The organism is Martelella mediterranea (assembly GCF_021021415.1).
Taxonomy (GTDB): domain Bacteria; phylum Pseudomonadota; class Alphaproteobacteria; order Rhizobiales; family Rhizobiaceae; genus Martelella; species Martelella mediterranea_C.
This window is the reverse complement of sequence record NZ_JAINWJ010000049.1, coordinates 36,762-54,324: the sequence shown is the minus strand read 5'-3', so window position 1 is coordinate 54,324 and position 17,563 is coordinate 36,762. Positions and strand designations below refer to the sequence as shown.

The following is a 17,563-nucleotide window of genomic DNA, read 5'->3' as shown; positions in this document are numbered from 1 at the left end:
GTTGAGACTTTGATGACAATACCCGAAATACGGGCCCTGGATTGGAAGGATGATGTGGCGCGAGGACGAATTGAACAGAAAAAGAGGCCCGACGCTGAACGCCGGGCCTCTTTCTGTCTGAACGTTTTTTCCGGCTGCCCTTGTCAGGCGGCAGCGGCGAGTTCGCTTCCGATCAGCGCGCCGAGCCGGCGCATGCCCTCGTCGATCGCCGCGGGCGCCGAGCAGGAGAACGACAGGCGCAGATGATTCTTGCCGCTGCCGTCCGCGTAAAACGCATTGCCGGGCACGAAGGCCACCTTGGCCTCCTTGAGCGATTCCTTGAGCAGCGCGGCGCTGTCGATATGCTCCGGCAGCGTCACCCAGACGAACATGCCGCCCTGCGGCTTGGTCCAGCTCACGCCGTCGGGCATATGCCTGGCGAGCGCATCCAGCATGGCGTCGCGACGCTCGCGATAGACGGCGATGATCTTTTCGGCCTGGGCGTCGAAACCGGCTTCGGCAACGCGCGCGACCGCCATCTGGTTGATCGTCGGCGAGTGCAGGTCGGCGGCCTGCTTTGCCAGCACCAGCCGGCGGATGACCGGCCGCGCCGCGCAGACCCAGCCGACGCGCAGGCCCGGCGACAGCGTTTTCGAAAAACTGCCGCAGTAAAGCGTGCGGGTGTTCTCGATGCCGCCGGAGCGCGCGCAATCCATCGCAAGCAGCGTCTGTTGACGCTCGCCGTCAAAACGCAGCGCGCGATAGGCGGCATCCTCGATCACGGCGATATCCAGCGCCTCGGCGATATCGAGCAGCTTTTCGCGCTCCATCGGCGTCAGGCATTCGCCGGTCGGGTTGGCGAAATCGGCCGAAAGATAGGCGAATTTCACCCGGCTTCCGGCTTCGCTGGCGGCCTTTGCATAGTCTTCCGGCGCGGTGTTACGCGAAAGATCGAGCCTGTCATAACGCGGCTCATAGGCATTGAAGGCCTGCAGCGCGCCGAGATAGGTCGGCCATTGCACCAGCGCGGTATCGCCTGGCGACAGCATCAGCTTGCCGAGATAATCGAGCGCCTGCTGCGAGCCGGAGGTGATGAAGATATTGCCGATATCGGCATTGATGCCGCGCGCATTCATGCGCTGCACGATCCATTCGCGCAGGCGCGGATAGCCTTCGCTGACGGAATATTGCAGCGCCTGACCGGCCTCGGAGCTTCCAAGGATATCCGAATAGGCCTTCTGGAAGTCGGCCGCCGGAAACAGCGCGGGATCGGGAATGCCGCCGGCAAACGAGATGATATCCGGCTGCTCGAGAAGTTTCAGCAATTCGCGGATTTCGGACGCGCCCATGCGTTTGGCGCGCGTCGCATAGATGTTTTCCCAGTCAAGCATGGGGGTTTCCTCAAACGTCTTTTTGTGCCGGGAAGATCAACACAGCACGGGATTTAAGTCAATAATGCTGACCTATTTTTCGGCAATAAAAGCGCATGAAACAGCGGACTGACGTAATTTTCAGTCTCAGCGGGATCAAGCACGGCAACTTTATGATCACTTGTCGCGCAACTGCAAGCGCTCGAAGCCCATCACGGTGCGTGGCTTCATTCTTCCGCGCGCGCAAAGAACGGATCGCCTGCGTCCTTGAGCTCGCAGGCATTGCCGTCGGGGTCGATGAAGGTCGCAACAGTGCCCCAATCGAACGATTTGCGGGTAACGGCGACGCCGCGGGCTTCGAGCACATCGGCCGCCGCATCAACGTCCTCGACGTTGAGCCGCAACATGGTTGGGTTTTCGGTGTTGGGTTTGCGCGCGTCGCGGGCAAACCCGCCGGTTTCGATCATCAGATAGCCGTCGCCGAAATGCAGACAGCACAATCGCTCCTTCTCGAACCAGACGGGCAGTTCAAGAATGTCGCGATAGAACCGCAGGCAGGCATCGTAGCGCTCTGTTCCGAGAATGATTCCGTGTGTCCGGATCATCCCTGCAAGACTTCTGGTTTTGCCGGCTGAGGACATTCGCTGATTCCCTTTGTGGTCCGCTGCCTGAAAAGGTCATGCGGAAGGCTGGCCAAGCGTGTGCAGGCTAACATCATTCGCCTGACTTTTAGAGCAACCGTGTTGTCGTCTGGTCACCAGGGCGGTTGGATGACGGGCTGCTGCGCCTCACAAAAGAGGCCCTCAAGGCAATCGCTCGTGGAGACACACTCAGAAAGAACGCGTCATACGAAAAAGCCGGAGCGCTTTTCGGCTCCGGCTTCTCCTAAATCGCTTAGGCGAAAGACTTAGTTGCGCTCTTTGTCGACCAGCGCGCCCTTCTTGATCCAGGGCATCATGCCGCGCAGCTTTTCGCCAACTTCCTCGATCTGGTGGTGATCGTTGACGCGGCGGGTGGCCTTGAAGCGGGCGGCGCCGGAATGCCATTCCTGCATCCACTCGCTGGTGAAGCGGCCGGTCTGGATGTCCTTCAGCACGCGCTTCATCTCGGCCTTGGTCTCTTCGGTGATGATCCGCGGACCGGTGACGTATTCGCCCCACTCAGCCGTGTTCGAGATCGAGTAGTTCATGTTGGCGATGCCGCCTTCATAGATCAGGTCGACGATTAGCTTCACTTCGTGCAGGCACTCGAAATAGGCCATTTCCGGGGCATAGCCGCCTTCGACCAGGGTTTCGAAACCGGCGCGGATGAGCTCGACCAGACCGCCGCACAGAACGACCTGCTCGCCGAACAGGTCGGTTTCGCACTCTTCCTGGAAGGTGGTCTCGATGATGCCCGAGCGACCGCCGCCGACGCCGGAAGCGTAGGACAGCGCGACGTCCAGCGCGTTGCCGGACGCATCTTGGTGAACGGCCACGAGGCAGGGAACGCCGCCGCCCTTCTGGTATTCGCCGCGCACGGTGTGGCCGGGGCCCTTCGGCGCGATCATGATGACGTCGACGGTTTTCTTCGGCTCGATCAGGCCGAAGTGAACGTTGAGGCCGTGGGCAAACGCGATCGCCGCGCCGTCGCGGATGTTGGGCGCGATCTCGCTGTTGTAGATGCCGGCCTGCAGCTCGTCAGGCGTTGCCATCATCATCAGGTCGGCCCAGGCGGCGGCATCAGCCACGGTCTTGACCTCGAAGCCGTCGGCTTCGGCCTTCTTGGCGGTAGCGGAACCCTTGCGAAGGGCGATGGCGACGTTTTCGGCGCCGCTGTCCTTCAGGTTCAGCGCATGGGCGCGGCCCTGCGAGCCATAGCCGATGATCGCGACCTTGCGGCCCTTGACGAGATTGAGATCAGCATCCTGATCGTAGTAAACACGCATTGTCTTTCCTTCCCTTGACAACCTGTCCTTTGATCAACCGCCCCAAGGCGGCGTCAATTCACTTGGCCGCGTAAAGCAGCCAGAAACGTTCAACCGCACGCTCGGCGCGGCGCTGGAACATGCCGCGGTCGGCGGGCTCGCCCAGAAGCTGGCGCACATGGCTGTCGCCGACGATCAGCCCGTAAAGCACACGGTAAGCCTCGTCGCCATTGTCGAACAGCAGCACGCCGGAGCGTCTGCCGTCTTCCAGAAGCGCGCGGGCGCGCTGGTCGATCTGCGCCCGGCCCCGTTCCAGAAGCATGCGGCCGAGCTTCTGTCCATCCCGCGTCACCCGGCCGATCGCCAGCCGGTTCAGCGCCAGCGACACATCGCCGGAAAGCACTTCCAGCAGATCCTGTCCGAATGTCTGGAGATGCCGCTTGAGTTCGTCGCTATCAAGGCGATGGCCTGCGCTTTCGAAGGTGCGCACCTTGCTGGCCTGATAGGCGACCATGGCCGCCAGCAGACCGTCACGATCGCCGAACCATTTGTAGAGGCTTTCCTTCGAGCAGCTTGCCGCGCGCGCGATACCCGCCGTCGTCACGGATTTCTCGCCGCCCTCGACCAGAAGCCGCAGCGCCTGCTCGAGCACCGCCTGCTGGCGGGGCGAAAAATGGGCCTCGATGTCGCTGTCCTCGACCACGGAACGGCTCTCTTTCTCCAATAGGTAACGTACGGTACGGTACCTAGTGCAACAGATTTGAGCCGCGGTCAAGCGTTTTGATGATCCCTGATGCTGTCTGCCTGGCGGGTGAATTCGAGAAGCCCCGCCACGGGAACCGCCCCGGAACCGGGAGTGCGGCTATAGCTTGAGTCCGGCCGCCGGTTCGGGAAGGTGATAGGCATAGCCCTGCGCCAGATCGACGCCCAGATCCCTGAGACGCGCGGCGATCTTATCATCGGAAACATATTCAGCAATCGTCTGAATGCGCAGTATCCGGGCCATCTCCACGAAACACCGTATCGTCGCCTCGTCGACGGGATGGGTCAGCAGCCCCTGGGCAAACTGGCCGTCGATCTTGAGAAAATCGATCGAAAAGCGCTTGAGGTAGCTGAAGGAGGAGGAACCGGCACCGAAATCATCAAGCGCGATCATCACGCCGCGTTCACGCAGCGCCCGAATGAATTCCATGGCCTCGGCCATGTTGGAGATCACCGATGTCTCGGTGATTTCCAGGCACAGGCTGCGGCGCACCGCCTCGCTTGCCCCATCAAGCAATTCCAAAGCGAAACGGTGAAACCCGCGGTCGCCGACCGACTGGCCCGAGACATTCACCGACACGACGCTCTGGGGACCGGCACCGGCCGACGCCATCCATTCCAGCGCATGGGCGAGCACCCAGCGATCTATCCGGGTCGCGAGATTGAAGCGCTCGGAGGCCGGCAGAAAGGCGCTGGGCGGAATAACCTCGCCATTGTCGCCGATCATGCGCAGCAGGAGTTCGACATGGGTCTTGCCGCCCGTTCCGGAAAACGGGACGATCTTCTGGGCATAGAGGACAAAGCCATCCTCCTCCAGCGCCTCCTCTATGCGGGTGACCCAACTCGTCTGGCCGACCAGGGATCTCACAGCCTCGTCATAGTCTCTCCAGACATGAACCCGGTTGCGTCCCTCCTCCTTCGCCGCATAACAGGCGGCGTCTGCCTCCTGAAGGATCGTCGCAACGCTCGACGCGGCCGCATCGATCCGGGCGAGACCTATACTGGCGCCGATCCGGTAGTGCTTGCCCTCGTGAACCAGAACGAAATCGGCGACCGCGTCGCAGATTTTCTGGGCGATGTTCTGGGCGATATCGATGGGACAGTTTTCGATGATCACGGCGAACTCATCGCCGCCGAGACGCGCGAGAGCGTCGTTCGCCCGGATCACGCCCTGCATCAGCCGGCTGATCTTGATCAGCAACTCGTCGCCCACGGCATGGCCGCAACTGTCATTGACGATCTTGAACCGGTCGAGGTCGATGAACAGCAGCGCCGATTCGGGACCGCCGGTACGAGCCGCATCGAGTGTCCTGTGCATCCGCCGCTCGAATTCCGAACGGTTGATAAGTCCGGTGAGCTGATCATGGTTGGCGCGATAGGACATCTCGCGCGCCAGCCGTCTTTGTTCGCTGACATCGCGAAACACCAATACGGCGCCCAGGATCTCGCCCTCCTCGCTCCTGATCGGCGCGCAGGAATCCTCGATCGCGAACTCCCGTTCGTCGCGCGAAATCAGGACAGTATCTTCCGGCAGACCAACCACCTGCCTCAGTTCCAGGCAGGCGCGGATCGGATCCACTGCCGGTTCGCGGCTGTCTTCGCGAATGATTCGGAAAACGCGGTGTGACGGCTCGCCCTCGACATCCGCCGCGGACCATCCGGTCATATGCTCGGCGATCGGGTTCAGCCAACGGATCATGCCGTCCGCATCCGCCGTGATCACGGCATCGCCGATCGAATCCAGCGTGACCCGCATAAGCTCGTGCTGCTCCGCAAGCTCAAGCGCCAGTTGTCGCTCGTCGGTGACCTCCCAGGTGACGCCGATGAAGCGATCCGGCCCCCCATCAACGCCACGCACCACCCGCGCCGAGGCGCGCAGATGATGGAGCGAGCCATCCGGCCAGACAATCCGGTATTCCTCGTCGAGCTGACCGTCATTGTCGATGGCGCGCCTGACGGCATCCACCAGACGGGTGACATCCTCTTCAAGCGTGTAGCGCCGCCATAGAACGGCCAGAGGGGTTGGGGTATCCGGCGGCAATCCGTACAGGCGGTACATGCCGGCGTCCCAGCTTGCCTCATTGGTGGAGAGGTTTATCTCCCATATGCCGATGCCGCCATTGTCGGCAGCGATCGCCATGCGCTCTGCGTTCAGGAGCCGCTCGACCTCCTGCTCCTTTTGCCGGGTGATGTCGGTGTGGGTCCCGATCATGCGCAGCGGCCGGCCGTCCTCGTCCCGTTCGGTGACCAGCCCGCGGTCGAGGATCCAGATCCACCGACCATCCTTGTGGCGCATCCGGAACTGTTCCTCGAAGATCGGCGCCTCGCCGCGAACATGGGCGGCATCCGCCGCCAGTGCGCGCTCCATGTCGTCGGGATGGATGAAGGATTGCCAGGCCGTTCCGCTGTCCGAAACCTCTTCACGGGTATAGCCGATCAATTCGCACCAGATATCGGAATAGTCCGTCTTTCCTGTAACGAGGTCGGCGTCCCATATACCGATCCTGCCCGTTTGGGTCGCCACCGCGAAGAGTTGGTTGACGTCTTCCAGCGCCTTGCGCTGGGCTACCGTCTCGCTGATATCCTGAAATGTTCCGACCAGCCGGACGGCCTTGCCGTCCAGGAATTCCGCCGAGCCGACGGCGCGGACCCAAAGCAACCTGCCCTTGGCGGTAACAAGTTGCAGCTCCAGGTCCCACCCCTCGCCCGTGGCGATGCATTTTTCAACCGCAGTCAGAATGAGGGGTTGCGAATCCGACGCATAGAAATTGATCGCCTCGTCGAGACCTGGCTCGAAATCCGGTTCGACGTCGTGAATCCGACAGGTCTCTTTCGACCAGCGCAACCTGCCTTCCAGCAGGTCCAGCTCCCAGCCGCCGACGCCAGCCACTTGGCCCGTGCGGTCGAGAAGCTCCTTGCTCAGGCGGAGTTCCTCTTCCCTGCGCTTCTGGACCGTGATGTCCACATGGATGCCAAACATCCACTCCGGCCGGCCATCGCTCAGGCGCGCAAGCACGCGCCCGCGTGTGGCGATCCATACCCAGTGCCCCTGTTTGTGGCGTACGCGCAGCTCGGCTTCGTAATTATCGTTCTCGCCGCTGAAATGCGCGTCAATCCGCGCGTCGAGCAGCGGCCGGTCATCGGGGTGAATGCGGTCCCGGAAGGCATCGATGGTGACGGGCGCGAGCTCCTTCAGCGTATAGCCCAGCATGGCCGCCCATTCCTCATTCACCCGGTTCTCGCCGGTGGCGACGTTCCACTCCCATGTGCCCGCGCTGGTGCCCTCGATGATCTGGCCGAGCCTGCGCCGTTCTGCCCGCAACGCCATTTCGATCTGCCGGCGATAGGTGATGTTTTCGACAATGCCGATTGACCGCAGCACCTCTCCTGAAGCACCGCGTTCGATCACGGCCGAAAGCAGGACATCGATCACCGCGCCGGAACGGGTGGTCATCTGCGCCTCGACATCCTCGTAATGTCCTTCGTTCGCAAGCGCCGGCAACAGCTCAGCGCGGAAGCGGCGCGCCGACGGCTCCGGCATGAAGTTCGCGAGCGGCCGGCCGAGCACATCCTCCCGACAATAGCCCATCATCTCAAGCCAGCGATCGCTGACGCTCAAAAGCCGGCCGTCGGGGTCGAGGGCGTGAAGCATGGCCGGCGTGGCCTGATAGAGCCGGCGCAGTCGCTGTTCCGCTTGCGAAAGCTCGTTCTGCGTCGCCAGGATATCCGAAATGTCGCGGATGATTTCGGTGGCGCCGACGATATCACCGTCTTCGGAGACCACCGGACCGATCGACACGGAAACCGGAATGACCGATCCATCCCTGTGCCTGCGTTCCGTGCGGACCGTGCGGGCGTTGCCGAGTTCCCTCAGCCGCGCATATGGGTCGTAGGCGGCGGCATCGTCGCCGGACATGATGCCTGCCGAAGCACCCAGGGCCTCATCAGCCGCATAGCCGAACATCCGCTCGGCGGCCCTGTTCCACCGGGTGATCCGGCCGCCCATATCCATGGTGACAATCGCATCCTCGCTGTTTTGCAGGATCGATTGCGTCTCGGCCGCGGCGGCCAGCAGTTCATTCTCGTGCAGGAACGCTCGGCGCATCTCCAGCGCCCTGGCCGTCGCTTCCGCAAGATGGCTCAGAATCTGCCGCTGCTCGTCCGAAAGGCTGCGCGCTTCCATATCGATAACGCAGAGAGAACCGACATTCTCACCGCCGGAGAGCTTCAGCGGCACGCCGGCGTAAAAGCGGATCCCGGGATCTCCCGTAACGAAGGGGTTTGCCGCGAAGCGCTCATCCTTGCGGGCATCGCCAACCTCAAAAAGCCCCTCGCCTTCGATGGCGTGGGTGCAAAACGAAAGGCGCCGCTCGGTCTCCACCAGACCTTCAAGGCCGACATTCGCCTTGAACCACTGGCGATCCCTGTCGATCAGCGAAATCAGGGAAACGGGCGTGCCGCAAACCAGTGCCGCCGCCCTGGCGAGCGCATCGAACTCCGCCTCCGGCTGCGTGTCGATCACCTCGAGCTTCCGCAGCGCCGCGAGGCGCTTCTCCTCCGCATTGGGCTTCAGGGGGCTATTCAATGGCGCTCGTCCTGATACCGGCAAGATCCTCTATGACATATTAGCATAGCATGAAAAACATCCCGTAATACGTCCAGGCCCAGGCCCGGACATCAACGGCCTGACTTCATGATATGAAGCGCAAAGCAAGTTTTTCAACCAGGCAAGGTCTGACCGGATCAAATGGCGATGGACACTGCCACTTTATGTAAGTTTATACTAACTAACTTAAATATAAAAAAACCCGGAACGCGAGGCTCCGGGTTTTTCGCCAAACAGCGAGATCAGGAGTTGCAAGCTTCCTTGAGGCCCTTGCCGGCCGTGAACTTCGGAACGTTGCGCGCCGGGATATCAACTTCGGCGCCCGTCGAGGGGTTGCGGCCCTTGCGCGCGGCGCTGTGGGAGACCGTGAAGGCGCCGAAGCCGGCAAGACGGACTTCGCCGCCATTCTTCAGTTCGCCCTGAACGGCGTCGAATACAGCGTCAACAGCGGAAGCCGCGTCGGTCTTCGACAGGCCGGCCTTTTCAGCTACGGATGCTACGAGTTCACTCTTGTTCATGTTTCCACCCTTTCTCAAATGGTTCGAAACGAGGTCTTGTCTCAGGGGTTTAGTTACACTCCACCAAAGCCCGCTGCAATTCAAAAGCCTTGCGTGGCAGGGAATTGCAAGGGGTTTGGGGCATTTTGCACGCAAAAGGCCGGTTGAAAACCGGCCTCCTGCGCCCCTTTTCCACAGGAGCCCGTGAAAAGTGGCAATTGTTCGACCTCAATGGGCCACGGATTTGACCGAGTCGCCTTCCGATTCATCGCTCGAAATCGCGACCGGATCCGCTTCCGGATCCCATTCGATGGGCTTGGGAACCTCCAGCAACGCGTGCTGAAGTACCTCGCCCATGCGCGATACCGGGACGATCTCGAGACCGTTCTTGACGTTGTCCGGAATGTCCGGCAGGTCCTTGGCGTTCTCTTCGGGGATCAACACCTTGGTGATGCCGGCGCGCAGCGCCGCAAGCAGCTTCTCCTTCAGACCGCCGATCGGCAGAACCCGGCCGCGCAGCGTGATCTCGCCCGTCATCGCCACGTTGCGGTTGACCGGAATGCCGGTCATGACCGAGACGATGGCTGTCGCCATGGCGACGCCCGCCGACGGACCGTCCTTGGGCGTGGCGCCTTCCGGAACGTGAACGTGAATGTCGTTCTTGTCGAACATAGGCGGCTTGATTCCGAAATCGACGGCGCGCGAGCGGACATAGGATGCCGCCGCAGAAATCGATTCCTTCATCACGTCGCGCAGATTGCCGGTAACCGTCATGCGGCCCTTGCCCGGCATCATCACGCCTTCGATCGTCAGCAGTTCGCCGCCGACTTCCGTCCAGGCAAGACCGGTGACAATGCCGACCTGATCGTCGCCTTCCGCCTCGCCGTGGCGATAGCGCTGGACGCCGAGATAGTCGTGCAGATTGTCCGCGGTGACATGGACCTCGGTCTTGTCGCCTTTGACGATTTCGGTCACGGCCTTGCGGGCGAGCTTCATCAGCTCGCGCTCAAGGCTGCGCACGCCCGCCTCGCGGGTATACTGCTGGATCGTGCGGGTCAGCGCGCCGTCATCGACCGAGAACTCCTCGGGCTTCAGAGCATGCTCGCGGATCGCCTTCGGCAGAAGGTGACGACGGGCAATTTCCAGCTTCTCGTCCTCGGTGTAGCCGGCGATGCGGATGATCTCCATACGGTCCATCAGCGGGCCCGGAATATCGAGCGTGTTCGCCGTGGTGATGAACATCACGTTCGACAGATCGTATTCGACCTCGAGATAGTGGTCCATGAACGTCGCGTTCTGTTCCGGATCCAGCACCTCAAGCAGGGCCGATGACGGATCGCCGCGGAAATCGGCGCCCATCTTGTCGATTTCATCAAGCAGGAACAGCGGATTGCTCTTGCCGACCTTCTTCATCGACTGCACGATCTTGCCGGGCATCGAACCGATATAGGTCCGGCGGTGACCACGAATCTCAGCCTCGTCACGCACACCGCCAAGCGCCATGCGCACATATTCGCGGCCGGTCGCCTTGGCGATCGACTGGGCGAGCGAGGTCTTGCCCACGCCGGGCGGGCCGACGAGGCACAGGATCGGGCCCTTGAGTTTCTTGGCGCGCGCCTGCACGGCGAGATACTCGACCACGCGTTCCTTGACCTTTTCGAGACCGAAGTGATCTTCCTCCAGCACCTTTTCGGCCGCCTTCAGATCACGCTTGATCTTCGACTTCGAATTCCACGGAAGGCCCGTCAGCCAGTCGAGGTAATTGCGCACGACGGTCGATTCGGCCGACATCGGGCTCATGTTGCGCAGCTTCTTCATCTCCGCATCGGCCTTTTCACGGGCTTCCTTGGAGAGCTTGGTCTTCTTGATGCGCTCTTCGAGCTCGGCCATTTCGTCGCGGCCATCCTCGCCCTCGCCGAGTTCCTTCTGAATGGCCTTCATCTGCTCATTCAGATAATACTCGCGCTGGGTCTTCTCCATCTGCCGCTTGACGCGGGTCCGGATGCGCTTTTCGACCTGAAGGACCGAGATTTCGCCTTCCATGAAGCCGAGCGCCTTTTCCAGGCGGCTCTTCACGCTGGTGGTTTCCAGCATTTCCTGCTTCTCGGTCAGCTTGATCGCGAGATGCGAGGCCACCGTGTCGGCAAGCTTCGAGTAGTCCTCGATCTGGCCGGCGGCGCCGACAACCTCGGGCGAAACCTTCTTGTTCAGCTTCACATAGTTCTCGAATTCGGACACCACCGAGCGCGACAACGCCTCGATTTCGACGGTATCTTCTTCCGGTTCGGCCAGCACGCTGGCATTGGCTTCGTAGAAGTCGTTCTCAAGACGGACATCGTCGATCTGCGCACGCGCCTTGCCCTCGACCAGAACCTTGACGGTCCCGTCGGGCAATTTCAGCAATTGCAGGACGTTGGCGATGGTGCCGATACGATACAGCGCGTCGGGTTCCGGATCGTCATCGCCGGCATTGATCTGGGTGACGAGCATGATCTGGCGATCGGCGTTCATCACTTCTTCCAGCGCGCGGATGGACTTCTCGCGGCCGACGAACAGCGGAACGATCATGTGGGGGAAAACCACGATGTCACGCAAGGGCAACACGGGATAAGCGGCGGCTTCCGCTGCTGGCGCGTTCTGCGTCATGTCTTTTTCCTTTCCGACCGCCCGGAGGAAGACCGGGCAGTATTGACGGGCCGTTGGGAGCAACCCGTTGATTTCTTCTCGATTGTTGCGGAACAAGTGGCGCTTTGGAAGGTCGATTTCAAGCTGTACCGCGAATTCGGCGGAACAAACCGGCAATCCGCGCCGTTTCGTGCCGGATGCGCCCTGAAACGACGCGGGCAGGACGATGAAATCGCCCTGCCCGCGCCAGATATAGTCAGAAAGCGTCTGCCTCAGGCCGAGGCATTGGCCTTGTCGCCCGAGCGATTCTCATAGATGTAGAGCGGCTGCGCCGTTCCTTCGACCACCTCGTCCGAGATCACCACTTCGCGAACGCCCTTCATGGCCGGCAGTTCGAACATGGTGTCGAGCAGGATCTTCTCCATGATCGAGCGCAGGCCGCGCGCGCCGGTCTTGCGTTCGATTGCGCGGCGCGCAATGGCGAGCAGCGCGTCCTCGTGGAATGTCAGCTCGACATCCTCCATTTCGAACAGCCGCTGATACTGCTTGACCAGAGCATTCTTCGGCTCGGTCAGGATCTGCATCAGCGCCGCCTCATCAAGGTCTTCCAGCGTCGCGATCACCGGCAGACGGCCGATGAATTCGGGGATCAGCCCGAACTTGACCAGGTCCTCCGGCTCCAGCTCTCGCAGCACATCGCCGACGCGGCGGTCATCGGCGGCCTTGACCGATGCGCCGAAGCCGATCGAGGTGCGCTCGCCGCGCGCCGAGATGACCTTGTCGAGGCCCGCGAACGCGCCGCCGCACAGGAACAGGATGTTGGTGGTGTCGACCTGCAGGAATTCCTGCTGCGGATGCTTGCGCCCGCCCTGCGGCGGCACGGAGGCAACCGTGCCTTCCATGATCTTCAACAGCGCCTGCTGAACGCCCTCGCCCGAAACGTCACGGGTGATCGAGGGATTGTCGGACTTGCGCGAAATCTTGTCGACTTCGTCGATATAGACGATGCCGCGCTGGGCGCGCTCGACATTGTAATCGGCCGACTGCAGCAGTTTCAGGATGATGTTTTCGACATCCTCGCCGACATAGCCGGCTTCCGTCAGCGTCGTCGCATCCGCCATGGTGAACGGCACGTCGATGATGCGGGCAAGCGTCTGGGCAAGATAGGTCTTGCCGCAGCCGGTCGGGCCGACGAGCAGGATGTTGGACTTCGAAAGCTCGATCTCGCCGCCGCCCTTGGAGGCATGGGCGAGCCGCTTGTAGTGGTTGTGGACCGCCACCGACAGAATGCGCTTGGCGTGGTTCTGCCCGATCACATACTCGTCCAGAACCTCCATGATCTCCTGCGGCGTGGGCACCCCGTCGCTCGACTTCACCATCGAGGTCTTGTTTTCCTCGCGGATGATGTCCATGCACAGCTCGACGCATTCATCGCAGATGAAAACCGTCGGGCCAGCGATCAGCTTACGGACTTCGTGCTGACTCTTTCCGCAAAAGGAACAATAGAGCGTGTTCTTCGAGTCACCGCCATTGTTACCGCCGACTTTGCTCATTATCACTTCCTTCCAGTAAGCCGCCCGCCTTGAACGGCCACTATCATATTCGCTTTCTGCCGCCCTGAAGAACGCTCGCAAAACAAAAGGGCAACAACACGACGGGTCATGCCCGCTTCCAGGCCATGCCGTCAAGCCCGGCCCCGTTACGCACTACGATGTCGTAACAGCTTCGGTTTGCCATACTATTAACGGCTTCAACCGCGGATAAAACCCCAAAAGCGTCGACCGGCGCGATTTGCATATCGCGATTGCAACTCTGCGACATCGCCCGGCCCCGTCAAAGGCGGCCATCCGACCGAAATATCGGCCGAATGGAGCCGATGCTCAGTTCGCGCCTTCGATTTCGCTGCGCGAGGTCATGACCTTGTCGATCAGACCCCAGTCCTGCGCTTCGCCGGCGTCCATGAAATGGTCACGATCGAGCGTGGTTTCAACTTCCTCGTAGGTCTTGCCGCAGTGGCGGACATAAACTTCGTTGAGCTTGCGCTTCATCTTGATGATGTCGCGGGCGTGGCGCTCGATGTCGGATGCCTGGCCCTGGAACCCGCCCGAGGGCTGGTGAACCATGATGCGCGCATTCGGCGTGGCAAAGCGCATGCCTTTTTCGCCGGCGGCCAGCAGCAGCGAGCCCATCGACGCGGCCTGGCCGACGCAAAGCGTCGACACGGCGGGACGGATGAACTGCATGGTGTCGTAGATCGCCATGCCTGCCGTCACCACGCCGCCCGGCGAGTTGATGTAGAGCGCGATTTCCTTTTTCGGGTTTTCCGCTTCGAGGAACAGGAGCTGCGCGCAGATGAGCGACGCCAGATGGTCCTCGACCGGGCCGGTCAGGAAGATGATCCGCTCCTTCAAAAGGCGCGAATAGATGTCATAGGATCGTTCGCCGCGATTGGTCTGCTCCACGACCATGGGTACGAGGGCCATCGCGGTGTCTACGGGATTTGTCATGGCTTTCCTTCGGGCGCTGATCGCCACCGGTCTCATTCGAATCTTTTCGTCCTCCCCTACATAGAGTGCCACACCTTGTCACTTCAAGAGATGGTTTGCGTCCGGCGCGACAGGTTTTCGGCGGCGAAGGTCCTTTTATTCCCGTTTCAATTGTGTAAAACTTCACAAACTCTCGTATTAAATCGTTTAGCACCAAAAATGGGTCGGGGCATATCTGGAGGATGGGTTGCACCCTCGCTATGCTCAGGTCCCGCATTGCAGATATTCGGGATTTCGATTTGCCCTATAACCTGACCGCAGTCATAGCCTGGTCAGCGGACAGCTTGCTTCTGGCCGCCTTTCTGCTTCCTCTCTGGTTGCGGAATCGAACCCGCGTATATGTGCTTTACTGGGTGTTCGCCCTGCTTGCCCAGGGGATCGGCCTGGCGCTCCTCACGGTTGCCGGTCGCGACGAGTTGCGTCTGATCGGAATGATAGCGTTCACAGGTCTCATCAGCGCCCGCGCGCTTTCGACTGCGGGGCTTCTCAGCCTTTGCGGGGAAGACCGGCCCGCCGCCTTCACCTCGGTGATCGTCGGGCTCTGGTTCGCTGCCGTGGTCGTCAGCAGACTTGCGGGATTTGATAGCGTTGCCAATGTCGCCAGTTTCTACGTCGCGGCCTTTACGATCGCGATTTACGGCTTCTATTTCATGGCGAAAAACCTGCACGCGCTCAAAGGGCCGTTTCGCCAGTCGCTCATGGCGATCTTCATCGTTGAAGCCCTTACCTGCCTTGCCTTGCTCAGCGCCTACAATCTTCAGGAAGCGCCGCCATCGCTTGGTAGCGCGACCACCTCGATCGCACTGATAACCGGTTTCGTGCTGTTCTCCCTGAAAGGCTTCCTCGCCGTTTGGCTGACGGTCGAGCGGCTGGAACGCGATCTGCGCGACCTCGCCTTCAGCGATCCGCTCACCGGCGTCCTGAACCGTCGCGGCGTCGTCGATGAAATCGAGAAACTGTCCCAGCGCTCCGCCAAATCGGACCAGTTCGCGTTTTTCTCTCTCGATCTCGATGATTTCAAGAGCATCAACGACGTTCACGGCCACAATGCGGGCGACAGGGCCCTGGTAAACTTCACGCACGTGGTGCGCCAATGCCTGCGCGAAAGGGATATATTCGGCCGGACCGGTGGGGAGGAGTTCGCGATCTTCACGCGGGTCGCCGATCGAAACACCGCAGGCCAGATCGCGGAACGGATCAGGTCGACGCTGGAAGCCACCACGTTCCACGAGGACGGTCAAGAATTGCGAATGACCGTCAGCATCGGCGTTACCCTGATGCGCGGTCGGTTCGGCAATATCGAATCCATGCTGACCGAGGCCGACCGAGCGCTCTACCAGGCCAAAGGCGACGGACGCAATCGCATCGTGTTCTATGACGGCCCGACGCCGCAACCCGCGCAATCAGCCGATCGTGAGGTCGCGCTCGCCGTTTAGTGGCGGCAGGCCCGGGACCATTCGGGCTTTGCGACGGGCGGCAGCTCAGCACCGCCCGTCACGCAATCGACTCAGATCTTGCTCAAGGCCTGTTCAAGATCGGCGATGATATCATTGACATCCTCGATGCCGATCGACAGACGCACCACGTCCGGCCCCGCCCCGGCGGCAACCTGCTGCTCCGGCGTAAGCTGTGCATGGGTTGTGGATGCGGGGTGGATAACCAGTGATTTGGTGTCGCCGATATTGGCCAGATGCGAGAACAGTTCGAGCCCGCCGACAAAGGTCTTTCCGGCCTCGTAGCCGCCCTTCAGCCCGAAGGTGAAGACCGCCCCTGCCCCCTTGGGCGCGTAGCGCTGCTGAAGCGCGTGATTGGGATCGTCCTCCAGACCGCAATAGCCGACCCAGGCCACCTTGTCCGACCGTTTCAGCCATTTGGCGACGGCCAGCGCATTGTCGCAATGGCGCTGCATGCGCAGCGGCAGGGTCTCGATGCCGGTCGCGATCATAAAGGCGTTGAACGGCGAGATCGCGGGGCCGAGGTCGCGCAGGCTCAGCACCCGGGCGCCAAGCGCGAAGGCAAGGTTGCCGAAGGCTTCGTGGATCACCAGACCGCCATATTCGCTGCGCGGCTCCGACAGCATCGGATACTTGCCGGATTTCGACCAGTCGAACGTGCCGCCATCGACCAGAATGCCGCCCATGGAATTGCCATGGCCGCCGAGGAACTTGGTCAGCGAATGCACGACGATATCCGCGCCGTGGGCAAGCGGGCGCACCAGATAGGGCGTCGCCATCGTGTTGTCGACGATCAGCGGCAGGCCGTGATCATGGGCGACCTTGGCGATCGCCTCGATATCCACGAAGGTGCCGCCGGGATTGGCAAGGCTTTCAATGAAGATCGCCTTGGTGCGGTCATCGATCTGCGAGGCGAAGCTGTCGAGATCGCCGGAATCGGCCCAGCGCACCTGCCAGCCGAAGTTTTCGAAGGAATGGCCGAACTGGTTGATCGAACCGCCATAGAGACGACGGGCCGCGACGAAATTGTCGCCGGGCTGCATCAGCATGTGGAAGGTCAGGAGCTGCGCAGCATGGCCGGAGGCAACCGCGAGTGCTGCCGAACCGCCCTCAAGCGCTGCGACGCGCTCTTCCAGCACGGCCGTGGTCGGGTTCATGATGCGGGTATAGATATTGCCGAATTCCCGAAGGCCGAAGAGCGCTGCGGCGTGATCGGAATCGTTGAAGACAAAAGAGGTCGTCTGGTAGATCGGCGTCGCCCGCGCATTCGTTGCGCTGTCGGGCGCCGCACCCGCGTGGATCGATAGCGTCGAAAATCCCGGTTCCCGGTTTTCCATGATCAGTTCCTTCCCTGTGTTCTGCCCCGGCCGAAAGCACCCCTCCGGCTTTTTTGATCGGGATCAATGCTGTCTTTTATACAGGTGTCAGTATCGCTGTCGACAACGCGGAGAACAGCAATGGATTTTTTGATTGAAGGCCTTGCGGGAACCGATCGTGGCGCGCACGGGTGGCATCACGCAAATACGATCTTCCCCGCGATCTCCACGGCGCAGTTCGCCTTCGCCGAGCCGCGCGACGCCGCGGAAATGACCGAAATGATGAAGGCGCTCAACATCGACCCGGTCGAGGCGGAATTTCAGTATCGCCGGCTCTATTACGGCATGGAGGCCAATTGTACCGGCTGCCGCGACAAGGAGCGCTGCCGCGCCGATCTCGCAAGCAATACCGCCGCGGAAAACTTCCGCGACTACTGCGACAACGAGGCTTTGCTGAACGAGATGCGCGCGGACCCGGAGATGTTGCGCGCGGAGGGCTGAA

General features: G+C 61.1%; 12 protein-coding genes. 2 read left to right on the top strand and 10 right to left on the bottom strand.

The genetic code is table 11. The features are described 5' to 3' along the window. Nucleotides 1-143: 143 nt before the first annotated feature. The 9 genes from K7H91_RS21415 to clpP form a co-directional block, all read right to left on the bottom strand. Nucleotides 144-1,370: a PLP-dependent aminotransferase family protein gene (locus K7H91_RS21415; protein WP_230722236.1), complete on the bottom strand. Its 1,227-nt coding sequence runs from the start codon at nt 1,368-1,370 to the stop codon at nt 144-146. Nucleotides 1,371-1,576: 206 nt separating this feature from the next. Then, complete coding sequence (locus tag K7H91_RS21410; RefSeq protein ID WP_230722235.1) at nt 1,577-1,954, bottom strand: VOC family protein; 378 nt, start codon at nt 1,952-1,954, stop codon at nt 1,577-1,579. Nucleotides 1,955-2,256: 302 nt separating this feature from the next. Next, nucleotides 2,257-3,276, bottom strand: coding sequence for a ketol-acid reductoisomerase (ilvC, locus tag K7H91_RS21405; RefSeq protein ID WP_230722234.1), 1,020 nt, complete (start codon nt 3,274-3,276; stop codon nt 2,257-2,259). Nucleotides 3,277-3,334: 58 nt separating this feature from the next. Beyond that, nucleotides 3,335-3,958 carry a TetR/AcrR family transcriptional regulator gene (locus tag K7H91_RS21400; protein WP_230722233.1) on the bottom strand — a complete coding sequence of 208 codons (624 nt, stop codon included), beginning with the start codon at nt 3,956-3,958 and terminating at the stop codon, nt 3,335-3,337. A gap of 159 nt (nt 3,959-4,117) precedes the next feature. Then, nucleotides 4,118-8,602 carry a PAS domain-containing protein gene (locus tag K7H91_RS21395; RefSeq protein ID WP_230722232.1) on the bottom strand — a complete coding sequence of 1,495 codons (4,485 nt, stop codon included), beginning with the start codon at nt 8,600-8,602 and terminating at the stop codon, nt 4,118-4,120. Between the two features lie 263 nt (nt 8,603-8,865). Beyond that, nucleotides 8,866-9,141, bottom strand: coding sequence for an HU family DNA-binding protein (locus K7H91_RS21390; RefSeq protein ID WP_018066007.1), 276 nt, complete (start codon nt 9,139-9,141; stop codon nt 8,866-8,868). A 207-nt stretch (nt 9,142-9,348) separates the two neighbouring features. Further along, nucleotides 9,349-11,766 carry an endopeptidase La gene (lon, locus tag K7H91_RS21385; RefSeq protein WP_230722231.1) on the bottom strand — a complete coding sequence of 806 codons (2,418 nt, stop codon included), beginning with the start codon at nt 11,764-11,766 and terminating at the stop codon, nt 9,349-9,351. Nucleotides 11,767-12,017: 251 nt separating this feature from the next. After that, a complete protein-coding gene (gene clpX / locus K7H91_RS21380) occupies nt 12,018-13,298 on the bottom strand; it encodes an ATP-dependent Clp protease ATP-binding subunit ClpX (RefSeq protein ID WP_018066005.1) in 1,281 nt (426 codons plus the stop codon). 327 nt (nt 13,299-13,625) lie between these two features. Further along, a complete protein-coding gene (clpP, locus tag K7H91_RS21375) occupies nt 13,626-14,252 on the bottom strand; it encodes an ATP-dependent Clp endopeptidase proteolytic subunit ClpP (RefSeq protein WP_026173677.1) in 627 nt (208 codons plus the stop codon). 380 nt (nt 14,253-14,632) lie between these two features. Between clpP and K7H91_RS21370 the strand changes: the two genes are divergently transcribed. After that, nucleotides 14,633-15,727 (top strand): GGDEF domain-containing protein, encoded by a 1,095-nt coding sequence (locus tag K7H91_RS21370; protein ID WP_230722230.1) that lies wholly within the window; start codon nt 14,633-14,635, stop codon nt 15,725-15,727. A gap of 71 nt (nt 15,728-15,798) precedes the next feature. On the opposite strand, the gene K7H91_RS21365 is transcribed toward K7H91_RS21370, so the two are convergent. Further along, nucleotides 15,799-17,082: an O-acetylhomoserine aminocarboxypropyltransferase gene (locus tag K7H91_RS21365; protein ID WP_230722229.1), complete on the bottom strand. Its 1,284-nt coding sequence runs from the start codon at nt 17,080-17,082 to the stop codon at nt 15,799-15,801. A gap of 120 nt (nt 17,083-17,202) precedes the next feature. Between K7H91_RS21365 and K7H91_RS21360 the strand changes: the two genes are divergently transcribed. Next, nucleotides 17,203-17,562, top strand: a complete 360-nt coding sequence (locus K7H91_RS21360) for a DUF6455 family protein (RefSeq protein ID WP_230722228.1) — start codon at nt 17,203-17,205, stop codon at nt 17,560-17,562. Nucleotide 17,563 lies beyond the last annotated feature (1 nt).